This is a genomic window from Jeotgalibacillus marinus, assembly GCF_040801915.1.
In the GTDB taxonomy this organism is placed as follows: Bacteria; Bacillota; Bacilli; order Bacillales; family Jeotgalibacillaceae; genus Jeotgalibacillus; species Jeotgalibacillus marinus.
In genome coordinates this window covers 1-20,553 of sequence record NZ_JBFMIA010000021.1, presented here as the reverse complement: position 1 = coordinate 20,553, position 20,553 = coordinate 1, and the positions used below count along the sequence as shown (strand labels likewise).

Annotated in this window: 20 protein-coding genes and 1 pseudogene; 3 read left to right on the top strand and 18 right to left on the bottom strand. The window is 39.0% G+C overall.

Annotated features, from left to right (window positions below; genetic code table 11):
• Positions 1 to 201 precede the first annotated feature (201 nt).
• The 3 genes from cshA to AB1471_RS14750 form a co-directional block, all read right to left on the bottom strand.
• Entirely contained in the window at positions 202 to 1,680 is a 1,479-nt protein-coding gene (gene cshA / locus AB1471_RS14760; protein ID WP_367780540.1) for a degradosome RNA helicase CshA, read from the bottom strand.
• A 729-nt stretch (positions 1,681 to 2,409) separates the two neighbouring features.
• A complete protein-coding gene (locus AB1471_RS14755; protein WP_367780539.1) occupies positions 2,410 to 3,792 on the bottom strand; it encodes a UDP-N-acetylmuramoyl-tripeptide--D-alanyl-D-alanine ligase in 1,383 nt (460 codons plus the stop codon).
• Between the two features lie 12 nt (positions 3,793 to 3,804).
• Positions 3,805 to 4,890, bottom strand: coding sequence for a D-alanine--D-alanine ligase (locus AB1471_RS14750; RefSeq protein ID WP_367780538.1), 1,086 nt, complete (start codon positions 4,888 to 4,890; stop codon positions 3,805 to 3,807).
• Positions 4,891 to 5,181: 291 nt separating this feature from the next.
• On the opposite strand from AB1471_RS14750, the gene AB1471_RS14745 reads away from it, so the two are divergent.
• Positions 5,182 to 6,372: a dicarboxylate/amino acid:cation symporter gene (locus tag AB1471_RS14745; protein ID WP_367780537.1), complete on the top strand. Its 1,191-nt coding sequence runs from the start codon at positions 5,182 to 5,184 to the stop codon at positions 6,370 to 6,372.
• 69 nt (positions 6,373 to 6,441) lie between these two features.
• Here AB1471_RS14745 and AB1471_RS14740 read toward each other — a convergent pair whose 3' ends face one another.
• Positions 6,442 to 6,645 (bottom strand): SMR family transporter, encoded by a 204-nt coding sequence (locus AB1471_RS14740; protein ID WP_367780536.1) that lies wholly within the window; start codon positions 6,643 to 6,645, stop codon positions 6,442 to 6,444.
• Between the two features lie 244 nt (positions 6,646 to 6,889).
• Between AB1471_RS14740 and AB1471_RS14735 the strand changes: the two genes are divergently transcribed.
• A complete protein-coding gene (locus AB1471_RS14735; protein WP_367780535.1) occupies positions 6,890 to 8,080 on the top strand; it encodes a dicarboxylate/amino acid:cation symporter in 1,191 nt (396 codons plus the stop codon).
• Between the two features lie 98 nt (positions 8,081 to 8,178).
• On the opposite strand, the gene AB1471_RS14730 is transcribed toward AB1471_RS14735, so the two are convergent.
• Both AB1471_RS14730 and AB1471_RS14725 read right to left on the bottom strand, forming a co-directional pair.
• The gene (locus tag AB1471_RS14730) at positions 8,179 to 8,493 is read right to left on the bottom strand and encodes a DMT family transporter (RefSeq protein ID WP_367780534.1); all 315 of its coding nucleotides are present in this window, start codon (positions 8,491 to 8,493) and stop codon (positions 8,179 to 8,181) included.
• On the bottom strand, positions 8,494 to 8,838 hold the full coding sequence (locus tag AB1471_RS14725) for a DMT family transporter (protein ID WP_367780533.1): 345 nt from the start codon (positions 8,836 to 8,838) through the stop codon (positions 8,494 to 8,496). It lies immediately after the preceding gene.
• Positions 8,839 to 8,962: 124 nt separating this feature from the next.
• Between AB1471_RS14725 and AB1471_RS14720 the strand changes: the two genes are divergently transcribed.
• Positions 8,963 to 10,051, top strand: a complete 1,089-nt coding sequence (locus tag AB1471_RS14720; RefSeq protein WP_367780532.1) for an FAD-dependent oxidoreductase — start codon at positions 8,963 to 8,965, stop codon at positions 10,049 to 10,051.
• A gap of 37 nt (positions 10,052 to 10,088) precedes the next feature.
• Here the strand turns inward: AB1471_RS14720 and AB1471_RS14715 are convergent, their stop codons facing one another.
• The 12 genes and pseudogenes from AB1471_RS14715 to AB1471_RS14660 form a co-directional block, all read right to left on the bottom strand.
• A complete protein-coding gene (locus AB1471_RS14715; protein ID WP_367780531.1) occupies positions 10,089 to 10,670 on the bottom strand; it encodes a CDP-alcohol phosphatidyltransferase family protein in 582 nt (193 codons plus the stop codon).
• A 4-nt stretch (positions 10,671 to 10,674) separates the two neighbouring features.
• Positions 10,675 to 11,367: a TVP38/TMEM64 family protein gene (locus AB1471_RS14710; protein ID WP_367780530.1), complete on the bottom strand. Its 693-nt coding sequence runs from the start codon at positions 11,365 to 11,367 to the stop codon at positions 10,675 to 10,677.
• A complete protein-coding gene (locus tag AB1471_RS14705) occupies positions 11,360 to 12,358 on the bottom strand; it encodes an ABC transporter ATP-binding protein (RefSeq protein ID WP_367780529.1) in 999 nt (332 codons plus the stop codon). The genes AB1471_RS14710 and AB1471_RS14705 overlap by 8 nt, the downstream gene beginning before the upstream one ends.
• On the bottom strand, positions 12,355 to 13,152 hold the full coding sequence (locus AB1471_RS14700; protein ID WP_367780528.1) for an ABC transporter permease: 798 nt from the start codon (positions 13,150 to 13,152) through the stop codon (positions 12,355 to 12,357). Before AB1471_RS14700 ends, AB1471_RS14705 begins: the two co-directional genes overlap by 4 nt.
• Before the next feature lie 12 nt (positions 13,153 to 13,164).
• Entirely contained in the window at positions 13,165 to 14,031 is an 867-nt protein-coding gene (locus AB1471_RS14695) for an ABC transporter permease subunit (RefSeq protein ID WP_367780527.1), read from the bottom strand.
• Positions 14,009 to 15,253: an ABC transporter substrate-binding protein gene (locus AB1471_RS14690; protein ID WP_367780526.1), complete on the bottom strand. Its 1,245-nt coding sequence runs from the start codon at positions 15,251 to 15,253 to the stop codon at positions 14,009 to 14,011. Before AB1471_RS14690 ends, AB1471_RS14695 begins: the two co-directional genes overlap by 23 nt.
• 355 nt (positions 15,254 to 15,608) lie before the next feature.
• Positions 15,609 to 16,649, bottom strand: a complete 1,041-nt coding sequence (locus AB1471_RS14685; RefSeq protein ID WP_367780525.1) for a sensor histidine kinase — start codon at positions 16,647 to 16,649, stop codon at positions 15,609 to 15,611.
• Entirely contained in the window at positions 16,639 to 17,346 is a 708-nt protein-coding gene (locus tag AB1471_RS14680) for a response regulator transcription factor (protein ID WP_367780524.1), read from the bottom strand. The genes AB1471_RS14685 and AB1471_RS14680 overlap by 11 nt, the downstream gene beginning before the upstream one ends.
• 3 nt (positions 17,347 to 17,349) lie before the next feature.
• Complete coding sequence (locus AB1471_RS14675; RefSeq protein ID WP_367780523.1) at positions 17,350 to 17,886, bottom strand: DM13 domain-containing protein; 537 nt, start codon at positions 17,884 to 17,886, stop codon at positions 17,350 to 17,352.
• A 172-nt stretch (positions 17,887 to 18,058) separates the two neighbouring features.
• Positions 18,059 to 19,174 (bottom strand): peptide-methionine (R)-S-oxide reductase MsrB, encoded by a 1,116-nt coding sequence (gene msrB / locus AB1471_RS14670; protein WP_367780522.1) that lies wholly within the window; start codon positions 19,172 to 19,174, stop codon positions 18,059 to 18,061.
• Between the two features lie 42 nt (positions 19,175 to 19,216).
• Positions 19,217 to 19,327 (bottom strand): annotated as a pseudogene (locus tag AB1471_RS14665) (ATP-binding protein); the annotation flags it as partial.
• 801 nt (positions 19,328 to 20,128) lie between these two features.
• The gene (locus AB1471_RS14660; protein WP_367780521.1) at positions 20,129 to 20,503 is read right to left on the bottom strand and encodes a hypothetical protein; all 375 of its coding nucleotides are present in this window, start codon (positions 20,501 to 20,503) and stop codon (positions 20,129 to 20,131) included.
• Positions 20,504 to 20,553: the final 50 nt, after the last annotated feature.

The window sequence follows — 20,553 nt, the reverse complement described above, 5'->3', positions numbered from 1 at the left end:
ATCGATAAGTTACTCTTCAAGGTCGTTTGGTGGTTACTGAGACGGGCACCGTTTCATTGGCTAGATCGATTTTATGAACTCATTAATCCATTGTTCACACTTAACTTCCCGGTCAAACCTTTTGTATGTTTCACCAGTCGAAAGGCTGAAGAAAACAAAAAAGCTGTCGAGAATTTCTCGGCAGCCTTTTTTGTGTAACTATTATCCGTCTTGACGAGATGTAGATGTGCGTCTTGGTTGGCGTTGACGGCTATTGTAAGGTTTTGATCCGCCTTTATTTCCACCACCGCTACGGTTTCCACCACCACGAGAACCATACTTCTTATCGTCTCTGCGGTAAGGTTTGTTATGCTTCTTAGACGATAATGGTTTTTCTGGTGTGATATCAACCGGAGTGCTGTCTGGCTCTTTTGTTAATGCTTTTAACGCTGCAGCGATTACATCGAGTGCCTCGTTTTCATTTATCAATTCACGCGCCAATACTTTGTATTGTTCAAGGTTGTTCTTAGTAATTGTTTCTTTTAATTGATCAACAGCTGCACGTTGCATACCTTCTAGTGCTTCTGAAGAGCTTGGTGGTTGCAGTTGAGTCATTTTCTTTTTCGTTGTTTGCTCAACAACGCGAAGATAATTCATTTCACGTGGTGTAACAAATGTCATCGCCATACCTGTTTTACCAGCACGACCTGTACGACCAATACGGTGAACATAGCTTTCTGGATCTTGTGGGATATCATAATTGTATACGTGTGTTACGCCTGAAATATCAAGTCCACGAGCAGCTACGTCTGTTGCAACAAGAACGTCGATACGGCCTTCTTTAAATTTCTTAAGAACCGACATACGTTTTGCTTGTGTCAAGTCACCGTGAATTCCTTCAGCCATATAGCCGCGGATTTCAAGTGCACGAGCAAGCTCATCTACACGACGCTTCGTACGACCAAAAACGATTGCAAGCTCAGGTGATTGTACATTCAAAAGACGTGAAAGAACATCAAACTTCTCACGCTCATGCGCCTTAACGAAGAATTGCTCAATGTTTTCAACTGTCATTTCTTTTCTTTTCACACTTACTGTTTCTGGATTGGTCATGAAGCGTTCTGCAATTTTGCGGATTGGTCCAGGCATTGTTGCAGAGAAAAGAAGTGTTTGACGAGTGCTTGGTACGTTTTTCAAGATTGATTCGATGTCATCGATGAAGCCCATGTTAAGCATTTCATCTGCTTCGTCAAGTACAAGTGTTTGTACATTATCAAGCTTCAATGTACGACGGTTAATGTGGTCTAAAAGACGACCTGGTGTCCCAACAATAATATGTGGATTTTTTTTCATCGCACGAATTTGGCGTTGAATATCTTGACCACCAAAAACAGAAAGAACTCGGACGCGCTTGTCGCTACCTATTTTGTAAAGTTCTTCTGAAACTTGGATTGCAAGCTCACGCGTTGGCGCAATGATTAATCCTTGTATTGCAGGGGATTTAGTATTAATTTTTTCAAGCATTGGAATACCGAATGCGGCTGTTTTTCCTGTACCTGTTTGGGCTTGTCCAATGATGTCTTTGCCTTCAACTGATAATGGAATCGTACCTGATTGGATTGGTGTAGCTTCTTCAAATCCCATGCGTTTAATGGATTTTAGGATAGCTGGACTAATTGGTAATTCTGAAAAAAGTGTCAATTCTTTCATTCTCCTTTGTATTGTGAATCATCTATTTCATACACATAGCTATGATCGCTTAGAAGACTGCGATAGCTTTTCATCGTTGTCCTTATAAAATAGTTAGGGCGAACTCTTCACCCCAATCGCAAAAGCGCAAGTGGCTTGTTCAACTCCAACAAGGTAGAGAAAAAAATAAAACCCGGTCATATGCCGAGTGCGCTAGAGATGCCAATCATTAAAATTGGTCTTCCATGTTGATAAAGACAACCAACAAAAAAATACACTCTTCTTACTGTCAAAAGAGCTCGTTGCATAAAATGTAGCAGATGTATTACGTATCTTATCACGCATTTCTTTAAAAAACAATCATCCATCATAGGAGTGATTCTACATTCCAAAAAGAAAGCGATCTCATTCACTGTTCCATGCATAGCAAATAAGGTGTTTGAATGTTTTTATTAATTTTTTGGTATATACCAAGATGATCGTATACATATTATCCACTATGGTCGCAAATTTGTTCCATCTCAATAAATGTAGGGATCCATGGTTCAGTGCTTGAACTCCTCATGTAGCGCTAAGAGGTGTATTAACTAGCTTGTATTTATAATGACCAAACCACTTATTTTCATGCAGTTTTCAGCGTAATCCATCTTTCACCATAAATGGCCGTTATTAAAAAATCCGATAAATCTTTTAGTAAAGCAAAAAGCCTCCTTACCCGTTTATTTGGGTAAGAAGACTTAATCACACGTTTATTTGCAGAGCTTCAACAACTTCTTCTAGCTTCATTCCTCTTGAACCCTTTACAACAATCAAATCGTTTGCAGTAGTTAGTCCTTTTAACATGTTAATTAACTCTGCCTTTTCTAATCCAAACGACTGCACTCTTCCTTTTGGAAAATGCTCAGATGCTTCTTCTGCAATTAAGTGCGCGCGCTCACCGAATGTCAATACGTAATCAATTTTGGTTGGATGTATTTCTTTACCAATCTCACGGTGGAATGCTTCCTCATTCGGACCTAACTCGAGTATGTCACCTAATAGTAATATTTTGCGACCTTCAACTGGCATGTCTTCTGCGAATTTAATAACGGCTTTCATCGAAGTAGGACTCGCGTTATAGGCATCATTGATGATTATTTCACCTTTTGCTCCATTAACACGCTCCATTCTCATCGAAGTAAGTTTCATCGAACGAAATCCTTGTGCAATACCTGAAAGCGTCATACCCAAATGCAAGCCAACACGAACAGCAGCCAATGCATTTAAGACATTATGGCGGCCTAGTACAGGAACTTCAATGAATTGGTCGCGGTCTGCCGTCAGCAACACCTTGCTCCCATTTTCTGTTACTTCAACCTCTTTAGGAAATAAACCATTTGTCTGCTCATACCCATAAGATGCAGAGCAAAAGCCAGTCGATTTTTCCACCAGTTCTTTTAGCAAGGGTTCATCACCATAGTAAAATAAGATACCATGCTCTGAAAGTCCTTCTGTAATTTCAAATTTTGCCCTTGCGATTCCTTCTCTTGAACCTAAATATTGCATATGAGATTCGCCAATGTTTGTAATGACCGCAATGTCTGGTGAAGCAAGCTCTGTCAAAAAGGCGATTTCACGGAATCCACTCATCCCCATTTCAAGTACCGCCACTTCTGTTTCTTCTTCTACATTTATAAGCGTTAACGGCAAACCGAGCTCGTTATTAAAATTGCCTTCTGTTTTTTGAACAAGAAACTGGGTCGAGAGAACACCTGCTACCATATCTTTTGTGGTCGTTTTACCGTTACTACCTGTAATCGCTACAACCTTAAAAGAAGATTGACTACGGTAAACACGTGCCATCTCCTGTAACGCAAGCTCAGGATCCTTCACTAACAAAAGCGGAACATCCAGTGGTGGATTTTCAACCCCTTCTTGCCAAAGTGTTGCAGCAGCCCCTTGTTCAAAGGCTTGCTTAACAAATGTATGACCATCTACTTTCTCCCCTTTAAAAGGAATGAAAAGGTTATTTTCTTTTAATGTTCTTGTATTAATGCTTGCTCCCTCAACGATGACGTCGCGAAATGCTTGATTAGGAAGTTCAACTCCAATCATCTCAGCAATTTGTCCTAAGGTTCTTTTCATAAAGCAAACTCCTTAAAAAGTGTATTTGATTTGTTGTTTTTCTTTGTGACGTTCGATCCCAAGTTCAACAAGCTTTTCAATAAGCTCTGAATACGTAACACCTGTATTTTCCCATAACAGTGGGAACATGCTGCTGTGCTGCGTACAGCCTGGCATTGTATTCACTTCATTGATAAATATTTCTTTGTCTTCTGTTAAAAAGAAATCTGCACGTACAAGACCTGAACAGTCGATTGTTTGAAAAGCGGTTTTTGACATTTGTTGGAGTTGACCTGCCACACCCTCAGGTAGTTCAGCTGGGATAATCATTACAGAATCACCATCAACATATTTTGCTTTGTAATCATAAAAGTCTTTTTGCGCGACAATTTCACCTGGAACAGACATTTCTGGGTAATCATTTCCTAGTACGCCAACTTCAATTTCGCGAGCTTTCACACCTTGTTCAATAATAACCTTTCGATCATGTTGAAATGCTTCTACAAACCCTGCTTCTAACTCTTGACGGTTCGTACACTTGCTGATGCCAACACTTGAACCTAAGTTCGCTGGTTTAATATAGCATGGATACTTTATATCATTTTCTACTTTCTCGTAGGCTGCTTGACGATTTTGATCCCAAGCACTACGAATAAATGAAACATAATTTACTTGTGGGAGTCCAGCGTCTTTAAACAAGTTTTTCATGATGACTTTATCCATCCCTGCAGCTGACGCTAGGACACCGTTTCCAACATAGGGGAGGTTCATAACCTCTAATAACCCTTGCACTGTTCCATCTTCCCCGTTAGGTCCATGCAATAGTGGAAAAATAATATCAAATTCACTAGTCTGTTCATTCGTTACAGATAAAGAAGTTGATTGAAGTCCTTCCATTGCTGATACCGAATATTCTTCTCCAAATTGAAGTGCTGTTACATCGTCAACAGGTCCTTCTAAGGCTGGACCTTTTCTCCATTCACCGTCTGGTGTAATAAAGATCGGATAAATTTCAAATTTCGTTAAATCCAACGCATTGATCACCGCTTTTGCTGTTAGGAGAGAAACCTCGTGTTCCGCAGACTTTCCTCCAAATAACAAACAAAGTTTCATTTTCATTATAATCTCCTCCATGTAAGGTTTTATTTCAAGTATTGGGTTTCGTTTTACGATTATGCTATGCTTCTTTATTTTATCATGTTTATAGTCTTGGTAAATGGGGTTGTTGGTTCTCCTTTTCATTTTTTCAATATAACAATGTTTCTAACCTTGTACCATTCGCATCAATATTACATTTATTATTCAGAATAATTTTATTATTATTGATATAATGTTTTAACTTAACAAATGATTCATAAAACGATATAATCCTCACATTAAATACATTTGTTTTCCTCAGGGGGACTCATCATGAAAAGAATTGGCTTACTTACACGCATTTTATTAGCAATCGGTTTAGGTGTTGTTTTGGGCAGTTTTGCACCTGAATCAGTGATTAAAGTTTTCGCAACATTTAATGGGTTGTTTGGTAATTTCCTTAACTTTGCCATCCCACTTATTATTATCGCATTTATTGCACCTGGAATTGGTGCTATGGGAAGAGGCGCAGGGAAAATACTAGGGTTAACAACTGGGGTTGCCTACGGTTCAACAATCATTGCAGGACTTCTTGCATTTGCTGCTGCAACTTTACTCTTTCCCGTTTTACTCGAGAATCAAGCATCGCAAGCTTTTGGCGATCCAGAACACGCACTGCTATCCGGCTTTTTCACTGTTGAAATGGCACCGATCATGGGTGTTATGACAGCACTTCTTATCGCATTCGTTCTTGGGATAGGCGTATCATCATTAAAAAGCAATTATTTATTAAATATTTTGGATGAGTTTCGAATGATCGTTCAAAAACTCATAGAAAAAGTGATCATCCCACTTTTGCCTATTCATATTTTCGGGATTTTTGCGAATATGACACAAGGCGGTCAAGTTAGTTCGATCTTAGGTGTATTTTTTAAAGTATTCATCATGATTATTACTTTGCATTTGATTTACTTAGCCATTCAGTACACGATTGCAGGTAGTTTAAGTAAACAGTCACCATTTGCAATGTTAAAAACGATGACCCCCGCTTACTTTACCGCACTTGGTACACAGTCGTCAGCTTCAACCATACCAGTGACGCTAGAACGCACGAAAAAAATAGGAGTCAGAGACCGCATTGCGGACTTTTGTGTTCCACTACTCGCAACGATTCATGTAGCAGGAAGCACAATTACACTCGTTAGCTGCGCGATGGCCGTTATGCTTATTCAAGGTGAAACGGCAACATTCGCTCAAATGTTCCCATTTATCTTAATGCTTGGCATTACAATGGTTGCTGCTCCAGGTGTTCCTGGTGGTGGCGTCGTGGCAGCACTTGGGTTACTAGAATCAATGCTTGGATTCACTGGAACGATGTTATCACTGATGCTGGCACTTTATATGGCTCAAGACAGCTTCGGTACTGCGTGTAACGTTGCTGGTGACGGAGCGATTAGCATGGTTATAGATAAACTCTCAAGTGGTAAATCAGAAGATATGGAGACTTCTGCTAAAGCTGGTTAATACGAATGAGAGTGATCGCTTAATCTTCAGCACCTTGTTTATTCCACCAAGGTGCTGAAGATTTTTTTATCACACATGTTTACGGTCACGACTTTCTTTAAAAAAGAACATACCTTCTAGTACACTTTCCGCAGCGCCTACGCCTGTCCACTGCGTAGCCTGTCTCATACTGGAATAGCGGATCAATGCCAGTAAGTAAAAGCTACTCGCACCGTTTACAACAGTCAGAGGTGTAAACGTTCCACGCGAAAAGCCTTCTATAGCTTCATACAACACAAGTGCCCCTCAAAGGTTTTATTTTAAGTTGTTGACAAACGGGATTTTTGCCCCTTCTTTTCATATCATCAATATAACAATATACCTAAAAAACCAAGCCTAATATCACGATTATTCCCATTACATTAATAACTCTAAATAAATTCATTATTCTGAATATATCGTTTTATATTAACAACTGATCCATAAAACGATATAATCTTCCTATTAAATACAGTTGTTCACCTGAGGAGGATGAATCATGAAGAAGATTGGCTTACTTCCACGAATTTTGTTAGCAATCGGTTTAGGTGTTGTTTTAGGAAGTTTTGCACCTGATTCAGTGATTAAAGTTTTTGCAACATTTAATGGGTTGTTTGGAAATTTCCTCGGCTTTGCCATCCCACTTATTATTATTGCATTTATTGCACCTGGCATTGGCGCTATGGGAAGAGGCGCAGGAAAAATACTAGGGCTAACAACTGGAGTTGCCTACGGTTCAACAATCATTGCAGGACTTCTTGCATTTACTGCTGCAACTTTACTCTTTCCCGTTTTACTCGAGAATCAAGCATCGCAAGCTTTTGGCGATCCAGAACACGCACTGCTATCCGGCTTTTTCACTGTTGAAATGGCACCGATCATGGGTGTTATGACAGCACTTCTTATCGCATTCGTTCTTGGGATAGGCGTATCATCATTAAAAAGCAATTATTTATTAAATATTTTGGATGAGTTTCGAATGATCGTTCAAAAACTCATAGAAAAAGTGATCATCCCACTTTTGCCTATTCATATTTTCGGGATTTTTGCGAATATGACACAAGGCGGTCAAGTTAGTTCGATCTTAGGTGTATTTGCTACAGTATTCATCATGATTATTGCTTTGCATTTGATTTACTTAACAGTCCAGTACACAATTGCAGGTAGCTTAAGTAAGCAGTCACCCTTTGCAATGTTAAAAAATATGACTCCTGCTTACTTTACCGCACTTGGTACACAATCGTCTGCTTCAACCATACCAGTAACATTAGACCGCACAAAAAAGATGGGAGTCAGAGACCGCATTGCGGATTTTTGTGTTCCACTACTCGCAACAATTCATTTATCAGGAAGCACAATTACACTTGTTAGCTGTGCGATGGCGGTTATGCTTATTCAAGGGCAAACGGCAACATTCGGACAAATATTCCCATTCATCTTAATGCTTGGCATTACAATGATTGCTGCTCCAGGTGTTCCTGGGGGTGCCGTAGTAGCTTCACTTGGATTACTAGAGTCAATGCTTGGATTCACTGGAACGATGACATCACTGATGCTGGCACTTTATTTGGCTCAAGATAGCTTCGGTACTGCGTGTAACGTTACTGGTGACGGAGCGATTAGCGCGGTTGTAGATAAACTCTCAAGTGATCAATCTGTAGATGTGGAGACTTCCGCTAAAGCTGGTTGAGACGAATGAGAGTGATCACCTTATTTTCACTCAATTAATCAGAACATACAAAAAAATCTTCAACTCCTTGTTTATTCACAAAGGAGCTGAAGATTTTTTTATCCCACAAGTTTTAGTCCAACAACACCCGCAATAATCATACCTAAGAAAAGCAATTTTTTACGGTCGCTACTTTCTTTAAAAAAGAACATACCCGCTAGTACAGTTCCCGCAGCGCCTATGCCTGTCCACACTGCGTATCCTGTCCCAACTGGAATATCGACCAATGCGAGCGACAGTAAATAAAAACTAATCCCACCATTTACAACGGTCAAAGCTGTAAACTTTCCACGCGAAAAGCCTTCTGACAGCTTCATTGACAACACAAATGCCACTTCGAACAGTCCAGCGATGATCAATAAAATCCAAGCCATTTAGTGCTCACTCACTTTCTCTTCACTTGAAGAATCCATTAACTTTAATCCAAGAATCCCACTAATTAATAGTAGTAGAAAAAAGACTTTACCTACATTCACCACTTCACCAAGGGCAATCATTCCTATAATCGCCGTTCCTGCCGCTCCAATGCCAGTAAAGACTGCATACGCCGTACCAACTGGGATTTTTTTTATCGCTTTTGAAAATAAGAAAAAGCTGATGATAATAAAGATGATTGTGATTATAGAAGGAAAAAGTTGAGTAAACCCTTCTGCAAATTTAAGACCAAGTGCCCATACAATTTCTGTTATACCCGCTACAATCAAATACAACCAAGCCATATGAATCCTCCCATTTCTCTAAAATATCAGTACATCATAGCACCATTTGCAAGGCAAAACAAGATGTTAGAATTTATATCTTTCATCTTGTATGATTATGACACTACCTAGTAGGAGGCTATCCATGAAAACGATTATTTTAGCTGGTGGGGGACATAGCCACCTTAGCATTCTAAAAAAAATGGCGTCCAATTCTATTCCTGATACAAAGTGGATTTTAATATCGTCAAATAAATATCAATATTATTCTGGAATGTTTTCTGGGTATATTGAAGGCTTGTATTCCATTGATGACATGCGCATTGATTTGTCTCAACTTGCTAAACAAGCTAATTGCCTGTTTTATGATGCGTCTATTTCAAAAATCGATGCTACAGCTAAGCAGGTGATAACAGATGATGGTCAACTCTTTTCGTATGACTATCTGTCGTTAGATATAGGTTCTCATACGAACAATCCTTCTATAAATGGTCTTACGCAGTTTCAATCCTCCTTGAAACCTGCACACCATTTCCCAACCCATGCTAAAAAATTAAGAGATGCTGCAAATGTAGTGATCATTGGAAGCGGAGCTGCTGCATGTGAAATGGTCCTTTCCCTTCAAGCGTGGAAAGATAGGCAAAATAAAAAAAATGGGTTGATTTCGCTTATTCATTCGAATGATCTCTTAGGGAAGAATGGAAAAAGGACAAGTCAACTCGCTACAAGCATCATCAACAAAAATAAAATACAGCACTATGAATATGAACGTGCGGAAGAAGTGACTGAACATCACGTCATCACAGATAAAGGGAAAAGAATTCCTTACGATGAAGTTGTTTTTCTGGGAGGAGGAAGTGCCCCCGATATGTTGAAGCACAGTGGATTAGCTGTAAATAAGGATGGGTTCTTGTTGGTTAATTCTTCGCTACAGTCCATTGATAATCCTTATGTATTCGGAGCAGGTGATTGCGTATCTCTTGTCACTCATCCTCATCTAGAAAAGAATGGTGTGCATGCGGTTCGTCAAGGCCCTTTTTTATGGGATAACTTACGAGCCGCTCTAATGAAAACACCGTTTGTGAACTATTCTCCTCAAAAAAAGAGCATGGCGATTTTATCAACTGGGAATAAGGAAGCACTGTTAATTTACGGGAAGATTGCCTTGCAGGGGAAATGGGCATGGCGTCTGAAGGATCGGATTGATCGCAAGTTCATCGAAAAATACAAATGATTTTAAAAAAGGTCGCTCCCTCTTTCGGGCGACCTTTTTACGATAAAATTCGCTTAGCTTCCCAAAAACGTTGACCCGCTGTGAACAATTCAACTGCAAAGAACATTAAAGTTGTCCACAATACGATACTTGGAAAAGAAATCATTACGGTTAGAAAAATGAAGCCTTCTGTTCGCTCCGCTAGACCTGCTTGATAGCGAAATGATTTTACACCGTTGTTATCTGATACGTTTCCAACAGTCAAAAAGATGGTCATCGATACAACGATGGAAGCCATTAACAACAAAGCAGCCCACATCATTTCAGGGTAAAGAAAAGCCACCCCTAAAATCACACTTATTTCTACGACGCGATCAAAGGTTACGTCCATCACGGTGCCAAACGGAGATGGCTTTGTCAGCCTTGCCATAGAGCCATCGACTGCATCTAAAAAACCAGATAGCCATAAAACAAAAATAGCGAGTACTGGTTGACCAAAATAAACGAACACTCCCGAGGAAGTACCGATTATAAAGGCTGTGATGGTCACTTGATTTGGTGTTAATCCTACCTTTAATAAACCACTAGCTGTTTTTTGGATCGTGGGCTGAGCATACTTTCTTGCGTGTGTATCTAACACGGTATCACCTCTTTATTAGATCATCGCGTTTTTTATCTGTATTAGAGTCTAACCCGGTCCACTTGGATACTTTCTTTCGAAATAAAATTGGCACAATTAAGAGGATGGCAAAAATAACAGCACTAATAAAGATAATCTGCGGGTTTCCTTCTACAAAACTAGATCCAAGAAAGCTAAATGCAAACGTACCTGGCATAATACCAATGACGGTTGCCAATACAAATGCTCGTAAACGGACATTCGCAAGTCCAGCAGCATAGCTAATTAAATCAAAATTCACCAAAGGAATTAAACGAAGGACAAGAACGTAAAGGAAGCCTCTTTTTTCCATTAAATCTTTTATTTTTGAAAGTTTTCCATCTTGTGACGACTTTAAAAATGATGCTTGAAATGTCTTTGATACTTGAAATGCAACAATCGAACTTAACGTAGCACCTATAACAATATAAATAAAACCTGCTCCAGCTCCAAAAGCTAACCCACCCGCTAACGACAAGATGCTTGCAGGAAACAAAATGAGCGGTCTTGCCGTGTATAATAAAATGAACAATACTGGACCCCAAATACCAAATGAGTTAATCCAACGCTGAATCTCTACTGGGCCTACATTTATATAACGACTGCTTACCCCGAGTAAGATGATCAAGACGACTATAAATAAAGTAAGTGGCATGAAACGCTTTAGTTTCCTATTCATTAAATTTCCCTTCTTTGTTAAAACGACATTTTGTTGATTGACGAGCACGGATATATCCCATTTCACCATGAGCAACCCTTCTAAAATCCAAATCAATAGGTAGAACAAGTCTTCGGTTTTTTTCTATCATCTTAACATGCGCATATCGCTTTCCGTAATGGTACGATTCATTTAACCATTCTGCCCGATAGAAGATATTTTCAGTCGAATGACCCACTTTTGAATCAGTCCAATTTAGATCATAATTACGTATATAGTGATGTTCGTCTACGACAAGTGCATCCGAGAAAAAATGTGCGACCGTTTGGTTATAGGGATGTTCATACACATCTTGTGGATTACCGATCTGTTGAAGTGATCCATTCGCGAGTACAGCCACTCGATCACCTAACAGCATCGCTTCTTCACGGTCATGTGTAACAAAGATTGCTGTCATCCCTTCTTTTTTCAACAGCTGCCGAACTCCATCTCTGAGCTCTCTTCTAAGGTCGGGGTCCAAACTGCTAAATGGTTCATCAAGCAAAAGAAGTTTCGGTTTTACAATCAACGCCCGAATCAACGCCACGCGCTGTTGTTGTCCTCCAGACAAAGAATGTGGATACATCTGTGTATAACCTTCTAGGCCAACAAATTTCATATACTTCATGCCTACAATGTCTGCTTCCTTCTTCTTTTTGTGCAGTCTCAACCCATACGTTACATTTTCTAAAATTGTTAGATGTGGAAAAAGTAGTGGTTGCTGAAAGACCATGCCGATGGGACGATCCTTCGTTTTTTTCGAAAGAATGGTCTTCCCTTCAATCAATACATCACCAGATGAAAATTGGTCTAATCCAGCTAAACATCTTAAAAACGTTGATTTTCCCGTTCCTGAAGGTCCAACGAGTGATAAAATTTCACCTTTATTTAAAGATAATTGGATGGAACCGAACACCTCATTTTTCTGAAATGATTTATGGACATTTTTTATATCAATATAGGTTTTATTCATGAACTTCTCCTACTACGGAATGACATATTAGTCCGCAACCATTTCGACACTAGCTCAACAATCAATACAGCAACGACTGGAAGAACGGCAAAGGCGATTGAAAAAGCTGCCATTACTGTATCGTCGACTGATTGTAGAAACGGATAATAGATGATCGGAAGCGTAATCACATTACCGCCACCTATAACGGCTGTTAGAACATATTGACTCATACTTATTGTTACGATTAAAAACACCACACTGCGAACACTTGGCATCAACATAGGCAGTTCAATTGTCCGAAACACATGGAACGGACGAGCTCCAAGCATCTTTGCTTGTTCAAGCATGCCTGACCCTAAACGATCATAGCCTGCTTTCATTACCTTTATGGAATAAGGCACAGTTGGTACTAAATGAACGATCACAACTCCAAACCAATGGTTCGCTATTCCCAGACGAATCATCGTAACATGTAAGCCAAGTGCTGCCGCCAATACTGGTATAAATAATGGAAGCACTAAGAACGTCTCAATCATACTTTTCCCTTTAAAATTTGTATGTGACAAAGCTTTTCCTGCGGGGATCGCTATCCACAAGTTGATAAATGTCACAACCAAAGCAATCATGAGAGACAAAGACAACGCTTGAACAATTCTTGGATCCATGAAGAACGATTCCCAGCCCCTCGATGTCCAATTAAAATGAAATGGTTCTCCCCACTTCCAAACGGGTGTCACACTTTTAAAGAGTAAAAGCACAGCAGGCCCTAGGAAAAAGAGAATCGTCAAACTATAAAATAAAAATTTTTTCATTCTTTTCCCCTCCTACCTACTGTGCTGACTCTTTGATAACAACCATCGTTGTCGATTGAGTAGCATAAAAGAAATAAGCGATGCAAGCGTCATAATAGCAGCAATTATAAATAATAAAGCAAACGCGTAAGATCGCTCTTCTAAGCTACTGCCATAAAACCAATCGTAAGCTAGAACAGAAGCCATCTGTGGGTAGGTGACGCCTAACAAAGCTGGCACCTCATACGCTGTAAAAATAAATGCTGTTAAAATCAACAAAATTTCAACAAGCACAGGCTTCACCCAAGGCCATTCAATCGTTCCAAAGATATGTCGCTTTCCGCCCCCTAAAACACCAATCACCTCACCGTATTGCTTTGGCAATTGTACATATACCGGCAGCAGCATTAAAATAACAAACGGAATCTCTTTCCACAAATACGTAATGATGATCCCTAAACCCCTTTTATCTTGAACGAAAATAGGAAATTGATCGCGTGATTCTATCCAACCGCTTTGAAATAACGCAGATGATAGAACACCGCTTTGACCAAGTACCAAAAGAACGAAATAACCCCACACAAAATGCGGAAAAAGCATCGGAATCCAAATCATCCATTTCCCTATACTATTTTCAATCATCGCGTGGCACGATCGTACAATCCCCCAACCGATCAAAACAGAAAGAATAACTGAAAAAAAGGTGATGGACAGACTATAAATAAAAGATGAATAGAGTCGTCTTTCTTGAAATAGGCTGACATAAAAATCGAGTGTCCATCCATTTGGTCCACGAACACTTTCTACAAATGCCAAGATAAGACTGTAGGTAACCATCAGTAAAAAAAGCAATGCTGGGATCAATAGAAGGAACGATCTATTGCTCAGATGCCACTTCATCAATCCATTTCTCCTTTAGCCATGGGACGTATGTTGCATCGATTTCCGGTATAAATGTTTCCATTAAATGCTCTTGTTCCAACACAGTATCGCCTCGGTCAATCGAATCGAAATCTTGGCGTTTTGTTTGGTCTAGTTTGTCTATATCAATAGGTGTATTCTCACCCCAATACGTTGGCTTAAGCTTGATCAATTGCGCTTCTGGTGACAACATCAATTGAATCGCAACCAAAGCAGCTTCCTTGTTTGGACTATTATAAGGAATGGATAAAAAATGAGTATTTCCAATTGAACCTGTATCTTCTAAAATAAAAGATTCAGTCGTATCTGGGAAGATTCCATCTTCAACAAGTACCTCTCCACGAGCCTCGTTATAACCCATCGTCATCCATACCTCACCTTGACTATATAAACGATCCAATTCTGACAGTGTTGAAGGATACGCCTGGCCCTCTCGCCATAAATCTGGTGCAATGTCATTTAAATACGTCCAAACGTTTGCAGATTCCTCTGCTGCTAATTCTTCTGAGAATGGTTCTTCCAAAATCTTTTCAACAGATGATGCTTTTCCGTATAAAACATGTCGCAAAAATGTATTTCCAGTAAAATCCCTTGGATCTGGATAAGTGAATTTCCCTGGATTTTGTTTAATCCATTCCATAAGCTCGTCTAAAGTCGCTGGTGGTTCTTCGATTTTAGAAGAATCATAGTGGAATACAAATTGAACTTTTCCAAACGGAGCTTCGAAGCCTTCCGTTGCTTTTCCGAAGTCATATTGAAAATCTAGACTTTCCGTATCATAATAGTCTTCAACATTCGGAATTTGATCGACGAATGGACCAAACAGCAGTTCACCTTCTTTTGCTCGTTTGAAATTTTCTCCATTCATCCAAATAATATCGATTGTCCCATCCTCTTGTCCCGCTCTTTTTTCGGTTTCTAGCTTTTGAATGATTTCATTTGTATCAAGAGGAATGCGTTCAAGTGTCACGTCATATGTTTCTTGAAGCTTTGGTTTAACCCATTCATCTATATATTGATTGATCCCTTCATCTCCACCCCACATATACATTCGTACTGTTTCTCCTTGAGCGGATTCTGCAATCTCTTCAAAAGACTGATTTTGAATCTCTTCATCTGAAATTGATAGTGATTCGTCATTTGAACATCCTGCAATAATCACCACTAGTACACTAATCATTATGAAAAAACGTATTTTCACCTATCGGCACCACTTTCGTTTTTTACTAAGCATACCGTAAAACAAGGTAGAAAAATGTTAGATAGATTACTTAAGAGAAAAAAAGTACAAATACGTATACATATTAAAGGAAGGATTGATGGGGATTTTGTTTGCTTATGTCTCATTTTCTCCAGGCTCTTCATCACAAAGTCTGGTCGAACGGGTGTCACGATGTCTTGTAAATCGTTCCGATCCTTAGACCTCTCTTTTGGAGCTCTCTTCTAGCTCTTTTTACTCATCATTATGGTAAAAGATTGCACTCTCATACAATATGGACCCCCATCGACAAATTGGCTTTTATCATCGGTTGACGAAAAAGTTTTTTTCATTGTACTTACTCTTCAAGTAAAATAGGAATTTCAAACCAGAACGTACTTCCGCTTTCTCCATCACTTTTCACGCCTATGGTTCCGTGATGAAGTTCGATAATTTCTTTACTAATTGAGAGACCTAATCCAGAGCCTCCGTGCTGCTTGCTTCGAGATTTTTCCACACGATAAAATCGCTGAAAAATAAACTCTTGTTCTGCTAGTGGAATACCTTTTCCTTCATCTCTAACAGCAAAATAAAAACGATTCGCTTTTCTTTTGATTTCTACTTGAATGGTCGTTTGTTTCTCTGAAAATGAGAGTGCATTTTGGATGAAATTCGTCATCACCCGTTTAATCTGTAATGGCATTAAAGAAACCGTCGTAATGTTTTCATCAAATGCTACCTCGATATTAATGGCTCTTTCCTCTAACTTTCGTTCAAACTGCTGAAGTGTCTCGACCACCAATTGATCAACCGCTGTCGAAGTTGGCTTATAGAGAATTTTTTTGTTTTCAAGCTGAGACAGATGAAGTACTTCCTCAATAAGAAAGCTCAACTTTTCTGTTTCTGCTAAGATCGTATCATAATAACGCTGCTTTGTTGGTGCATCGTCAATAATGTTATCATTTAGTGCAGCTGCAAAGGAATGAATCGAAGAAATAGGTGTTCGTAAATCATGTGACACATTTGCGATCAACTCACTTTTAAATCTCTCTGATTGCTTAAGTTCTTGAAACATATCGGAAATTTGTTCTGACATATGGTTAAAATTTTTGGCAAGCTTCTTTATTTCCACTGGCCCTGCTTCCGTTACCTTTATGTCGAAATCCCCTTGCGCCATTCGTTCAGCTTCCAACGTCATCTGCTTCACCGCTTTTAAAAGAGGAGACATAATAAACCAATGAACAGCAAAGGAAAGAATTCCTGCAACGAGCGTGATTGACGTAAGAAGCAGAATAATCTCATGTGAAAGAAACATTCGTATATACGCGACAATAAGAAACACAAAGAGTAGTAAAAAAGAACTTGCATTTGCCAAGATAAGTAGCGTTCTAAGCTTCATTCTTATGGTCTCCTTCAAATTTGTAACCAATCCCCCAAACCGTCTTGATAAAAATAGGTTTGGAAGGATTATTCTCTATCTTTTCACGAAGCCGGCGAATATGAACATTAATCGTGTTAGCATCTCCATCGTACGCATAACCCCATAGCTTCTCTAACAAATGTGTTTTGGAAAACACCTGAGAGGGATGTTGAGCCAATAATGCTAATATATCGAACTCTTTTATCGTTAAGTCGATCTCTTTTTTAGAAATCATCACCAGGCGCTTTCCTATATCAATCGTCAAAACTCCCGAAATAATTAGGTCTTCGCTTTTTCTTTTATCACTATAGACATACGTTCGCCGAAGAATATTTTTGATTCGAAGCAACAGTTCACGAGGGCTAAATGGCTTGGTGATATAATCATCTGCTCCTATAGTTAATCCATAAATTCGATCCTGCTCCTGACCTAGTGCTGTTAGCATAATGATCGGTGTCTCATTTTTCTGGCGAATGGCTTCTGCTACCTTCCAGCCATTCATCTCTGGCATCATTACATCTAAAACGACAAGATCTGGCTGAAACGCTTCATATTGTTTCAGTGCGTCTCGACCATTGGATGCCGTCATTACTCTATAGTCTTCTCTCTCAAGATAACGCGAACATACATCCAAAATATTTTCCTCATCGTCGACTAACAGCACTTTATGATTCATGTATTACACCCCTTTATTTACCATAGAAAAGCCAAAATCTACGTTAAATTGCTTGCACCAAATAACAATTTTCATTCCTTCGTTGATTTCCGTACCTTCTGGAAGCTCATAGTTTTGATTGCCGATATTTCCTTTTAGCTTTCCTAGTGACACTCCGTCCTTTGTTTCTTGATCCTCATCCACTAAGTAGACGTAAAGATCGGGTCCATTCGTTACCTCAAAATCTTCCAATCTCACAACGTTTTCTTGAATCATCGCGTTTCCAGATGCTTGATGAAGAGAATCCCCATCCTGAAATGTCCCTGAGAATGTTTCGTTTTCCTTCATTGTATCGTTTGTTCCCGCATCTTGCGACATTGAATCCTCTTCATCACTCTTCATCATATCTTGAGATGAATTCGCTTCTTTCTCACTCTGATTTGATTTTGCACCGGTTATTACCGGCTCATCCACGACTTGATCAATGAACAAAGGGGAAACCAAATACCAACCCAATCCTAAAACAGCAACTGCTCCTAATGAAATCAACCATTTTTTCATTTTACTCTCTCCTTTTTTCGTTTTGTTATCATCCGTATGCAATTCACCAAGTACCTTTTACGAATGATGTTTCATGATCCATTAACAAAAATAATTAGCTCATACCGCATACTACTCCTTGTATACCAAAAGAACTGTTTTGAAAAAAGTTTGCTTTTGAATCGACTTCACCCTAAAATAATTCTACAAACTCCCCATAGCCTTCTTCCTCAAGTTTCTCTTTGGGCACAAATCTTAAAGCAGCGGAGTTCATACAGTAGCGTAAACCGGTTGGTTCAGGACCATCTGTAAACACATGCCCTAAATGAGAATCAGCGTGCTTGCTTCTTACCTCGGTTCGTACTATAAAAAATTTCCGGTCCTCCACTGCAACAATATTCTCTTCCACTAATGGTTTTGTGAAACTTGGCCAGCCTGTTCCACTTTCATATTTATCCTTCGAGCTAAATAATGGTTCTCCAGAAACAATATCTACATATATCCCCTCTTCGTTGTTATCCCAATACTCATTATCAAAGGCAGGTTCCGTTTTATCTTTTTGCGTCACCTTGTATTGTAGATCTGTTAATTGTTCTTTTAACTCATCGTCCGTAAAGCTCGGGTAAGAAGAATTTGTTTCGAACTCAATCTCCCGGTCCTTTCCCCATACTTCGTCGAGAAAATCATCACGTCCCGATTTATTTCGATAATACTTATAACTCAAGCTATTTTTTTTATAATAATCCTGATGATACTCTTCTGCTTGATAAAACGTCATAGCAGGTCGAATGGATGTCACGATGTCTTCTTGAAATGTCCCAGATGCCGTAAGTTCTCTTTTGGACATCTCTGCTAGCTCTTTTTGCTCCTCATTATGGTAAAAGATTGCACTCACATACTGTGGACCCCGATCGACAAATTGTCCTTCATTATCAGTGGGATCAATTTGTCTCCAAAACACTTGCAGCAACTGCTCATACGTAATCACTTCTGGATCGTATTGAATTTGCACAGCTTCTACATGACCTGTTTGCTTATTAGATACTTCATCATAGGTTGGGTTCTCTTCTTCTCCCCCTGTATAACCAGATACTACTGAATAGACTCCGTCAAGTTTTTCAAAAGGAGGCTCCATGCACCAAAAGCATCCTCCTGCAAATGTGGCGATGGAAAGCTCTGTTGATATTTCTGCGGTCTTTACCGGCTCACTTCCTAACGATTTTTGCGTTAAGCTTGCATATAACTTTGGTCCAAAAAAGACCGAAAGTGCGACAAAGAAGAGTCCCATGACGAAATAGATTTTTTTCATTGTGCTTCCTCCCTTTTCTTCAAGAAAACTAGGAATGTCAAACCAGAACGTACTCCCGCTTTCTCCATCACTTTTCACGCCGATGGTTCCATGATAAAGTTCGATGATTTCTTTACTGATTGAGAGCCCTAACCTAGAGCCTCCGTGCTGCTTGCTTCGAGAGTTTTCAACACGTTAAAATCGCCGAAAAATAAACTCTTGCTTTGCTAGTGGAACACCTTTTCCTTCATCTCTGCAAAAGGATTGTTACTCGAATCGTCGTTTGTTTCTCTGAAAATGAAATCCACCATTCTTTTCACTCCCTCCTTGTTGTTATCATCAGTATAAGAAAGAGAGTTTATCAAAGAATAACGAAATTCTTAACAAATTCTTACGTTTACTTTTGGAAGGGTTGATTTGATTTGATTGAAGGAAGAATAGGTGAATATGGGTATAGATATTCTTGGAGGTTTGCTAACCTTCAGTAGTGAATATGCTTCTCTCACAAAAAAACCTGCTGCATAGCAGCAAGTTCTCATTGTTCATGATTAATATAGGTCTCAAACACATCGCTTCGATATTTAATGAATTAAACCATCATCATCCTAGTCCTGGTACAAGACCCCTTTGGTGTTCCTTTATTACATTGATTTTATGATTTTTTCCTTCGTAACGCTCTCCATCAAGATCAAGTAGATACTCCTGCATTGGAAGTATATCAAGATGGAGAATTACTAATTGATGAGACTTCACAAGAACCAGATGTTACACCTCAATGGAGTGCCAAAAAAATTCTCTGACTGTATGAATTCACAAGGGGTCTCTTGGGCAGTAGCGTGGGCTATAGGTTACTGCAGGTGAACCTACGATGTTCATTATGCATTCTTGCTGAAGCTGCATGGGGCGGTGCATCTGTCTCTTAGTAACACTAAAGTAAAAGTTGACTGATGAGAGGATATTCTCATCAGTTAACTTTTATGTTCTTTTGCTTATTAAGATCATAAGAATAGGGGAAATAACAATAAATAATGCGATCATTAGTTTGAGTAAATCAACTGCTTCAATTGAGATAAGGTTAATTGTTAGGATTAGTAAAATTAGAACCATCAGACCTGCAAAAACTATATTCGAATAAAATATTGATTTTAATTTTATCTCTTTTGAGCGTTCATCGTTCTCTTTTAAATGGGGAAACATGTAATATTGAGATAATGAAAGTATTGCCATAGAAAGAAATATTAGACTATTATAATTAAAACTTTCATCACCTGCTATAAATGTGGATCCTATCATTAGAATAAACATTAAAAAGAAGAATACTCCACAAATTAAAAATAAATTTCTATTCATGATTAATTAACCTCCTGGTTCCAAAGAAATATTTCTTCGATTGATTGATC

Coding starts and splice junctions, on each gene's coding strand:
- AB1471_RS14685 (WP_367780525.1), bottom strand. CDS start 16,649: ATGAAGCTTAGAACGCTACTTATCTTGGCAAATGCAAGTTCTTTTTTA.
- AB1471_RS14710 (WP_367780530.1), bottom strand. CDS start 11,367: ATGAATAGGAAACTAAAGCGTTTCATGCCACTTACTTTATTTATAGTC.
- AB1471_RS14660 (WP_367780521.1), bottom strand. CDS start 20,503: ATGAATAGAAATTTATTTTTAATTTGTGGAGTATTCTTCTTTTTAATG.
- AB1471_RS14675 (WP_367780523.1), bottom strand. CDS start 17,886: ATGAAAAAATGGTTGATTTCATTAGGAGCAGTTGCTGTTTTAGGATTG.
- AB1471_RS14725 (WP_367780533.1), bottom strand. CDS start 8,838: ATGGCTTGGTTGTATTTGATTGTAGCGGGTATAACAGAAATTGTATGG.
- AB1471_RS14750 (WP_367780538.1), bottom strand. CDS start 4,890: ATGAAAATGAAACTTTGTTTGTTATTTGGAGGAAAGTCTGCGGAACAC.
- AB1471_RS14705 (WP_367780529.1), bottom strand. CDS start 12,358: ATGAATAAAACCTATATTGATATAAAAAATGTCCATAAATCATTTCAG.
- AB1471_RS14755 (WP_367780539.1), bottom strand. CDS start 3,792: ATGAAAAGAACCTTAGGACAAATTGCTGAGATGATTGGAGTTGAACTT.
- AB1471_RS14720 (WP_367780532.1), top strand. CDS start 8,963: ATGAAAACGATTATTTTAGCTGGTGGGGGACATAGCCACCTTAGCATT.
- AB1471_RS14680 (WP_367780524.1), bottom strand. CDS start 17,346: ATGAATCATAAAGTGCTGTTAGTCGACGATGAGGAAAATATTTTGGAT.
- AB1471_RS14745 (WP_367780537.1), top strand. CDS start 5,182: ATGAAAAGAATTGGCTTACTTACACGCATTTTATTAGCAATCGGTTTA.
- AB1471_RS14735 (WP_367780535.1), top strand. CDS start 6,890: ATGAAGAAGATTGGCTTACTTCCACGAATTTTGTTAGCAATCGGTTTA.
- AB1471_RS14695 (WP_367780527.1), bottom strand. CDS start 14,031: ATGAAGTGGCATCTGAGCAATAGATCGTTCCTTCTATTGATCCCAGCA.
- msrB (WP_367780522.1), bottom strand. CDS start 19,174: ATGAAAAAAATCTATTTCGTCATGGGACTCTTCTTTGTCGCACTTTCG.
- AB1471_RS14700 (WP_367780528.1), bottom strand. CDS start 13,152: ATGAAAAAATTTTTATTTTATAGTTTGACGATTCTCTTTTTCCTAGGG.
- AB1471_RS14730 (WP_367780534.1), bottom strand. CDS start 8,493: ATGGCTTGGATTTTATTGATCATCGCTGGACTGTTCGAAGTGGCATTT.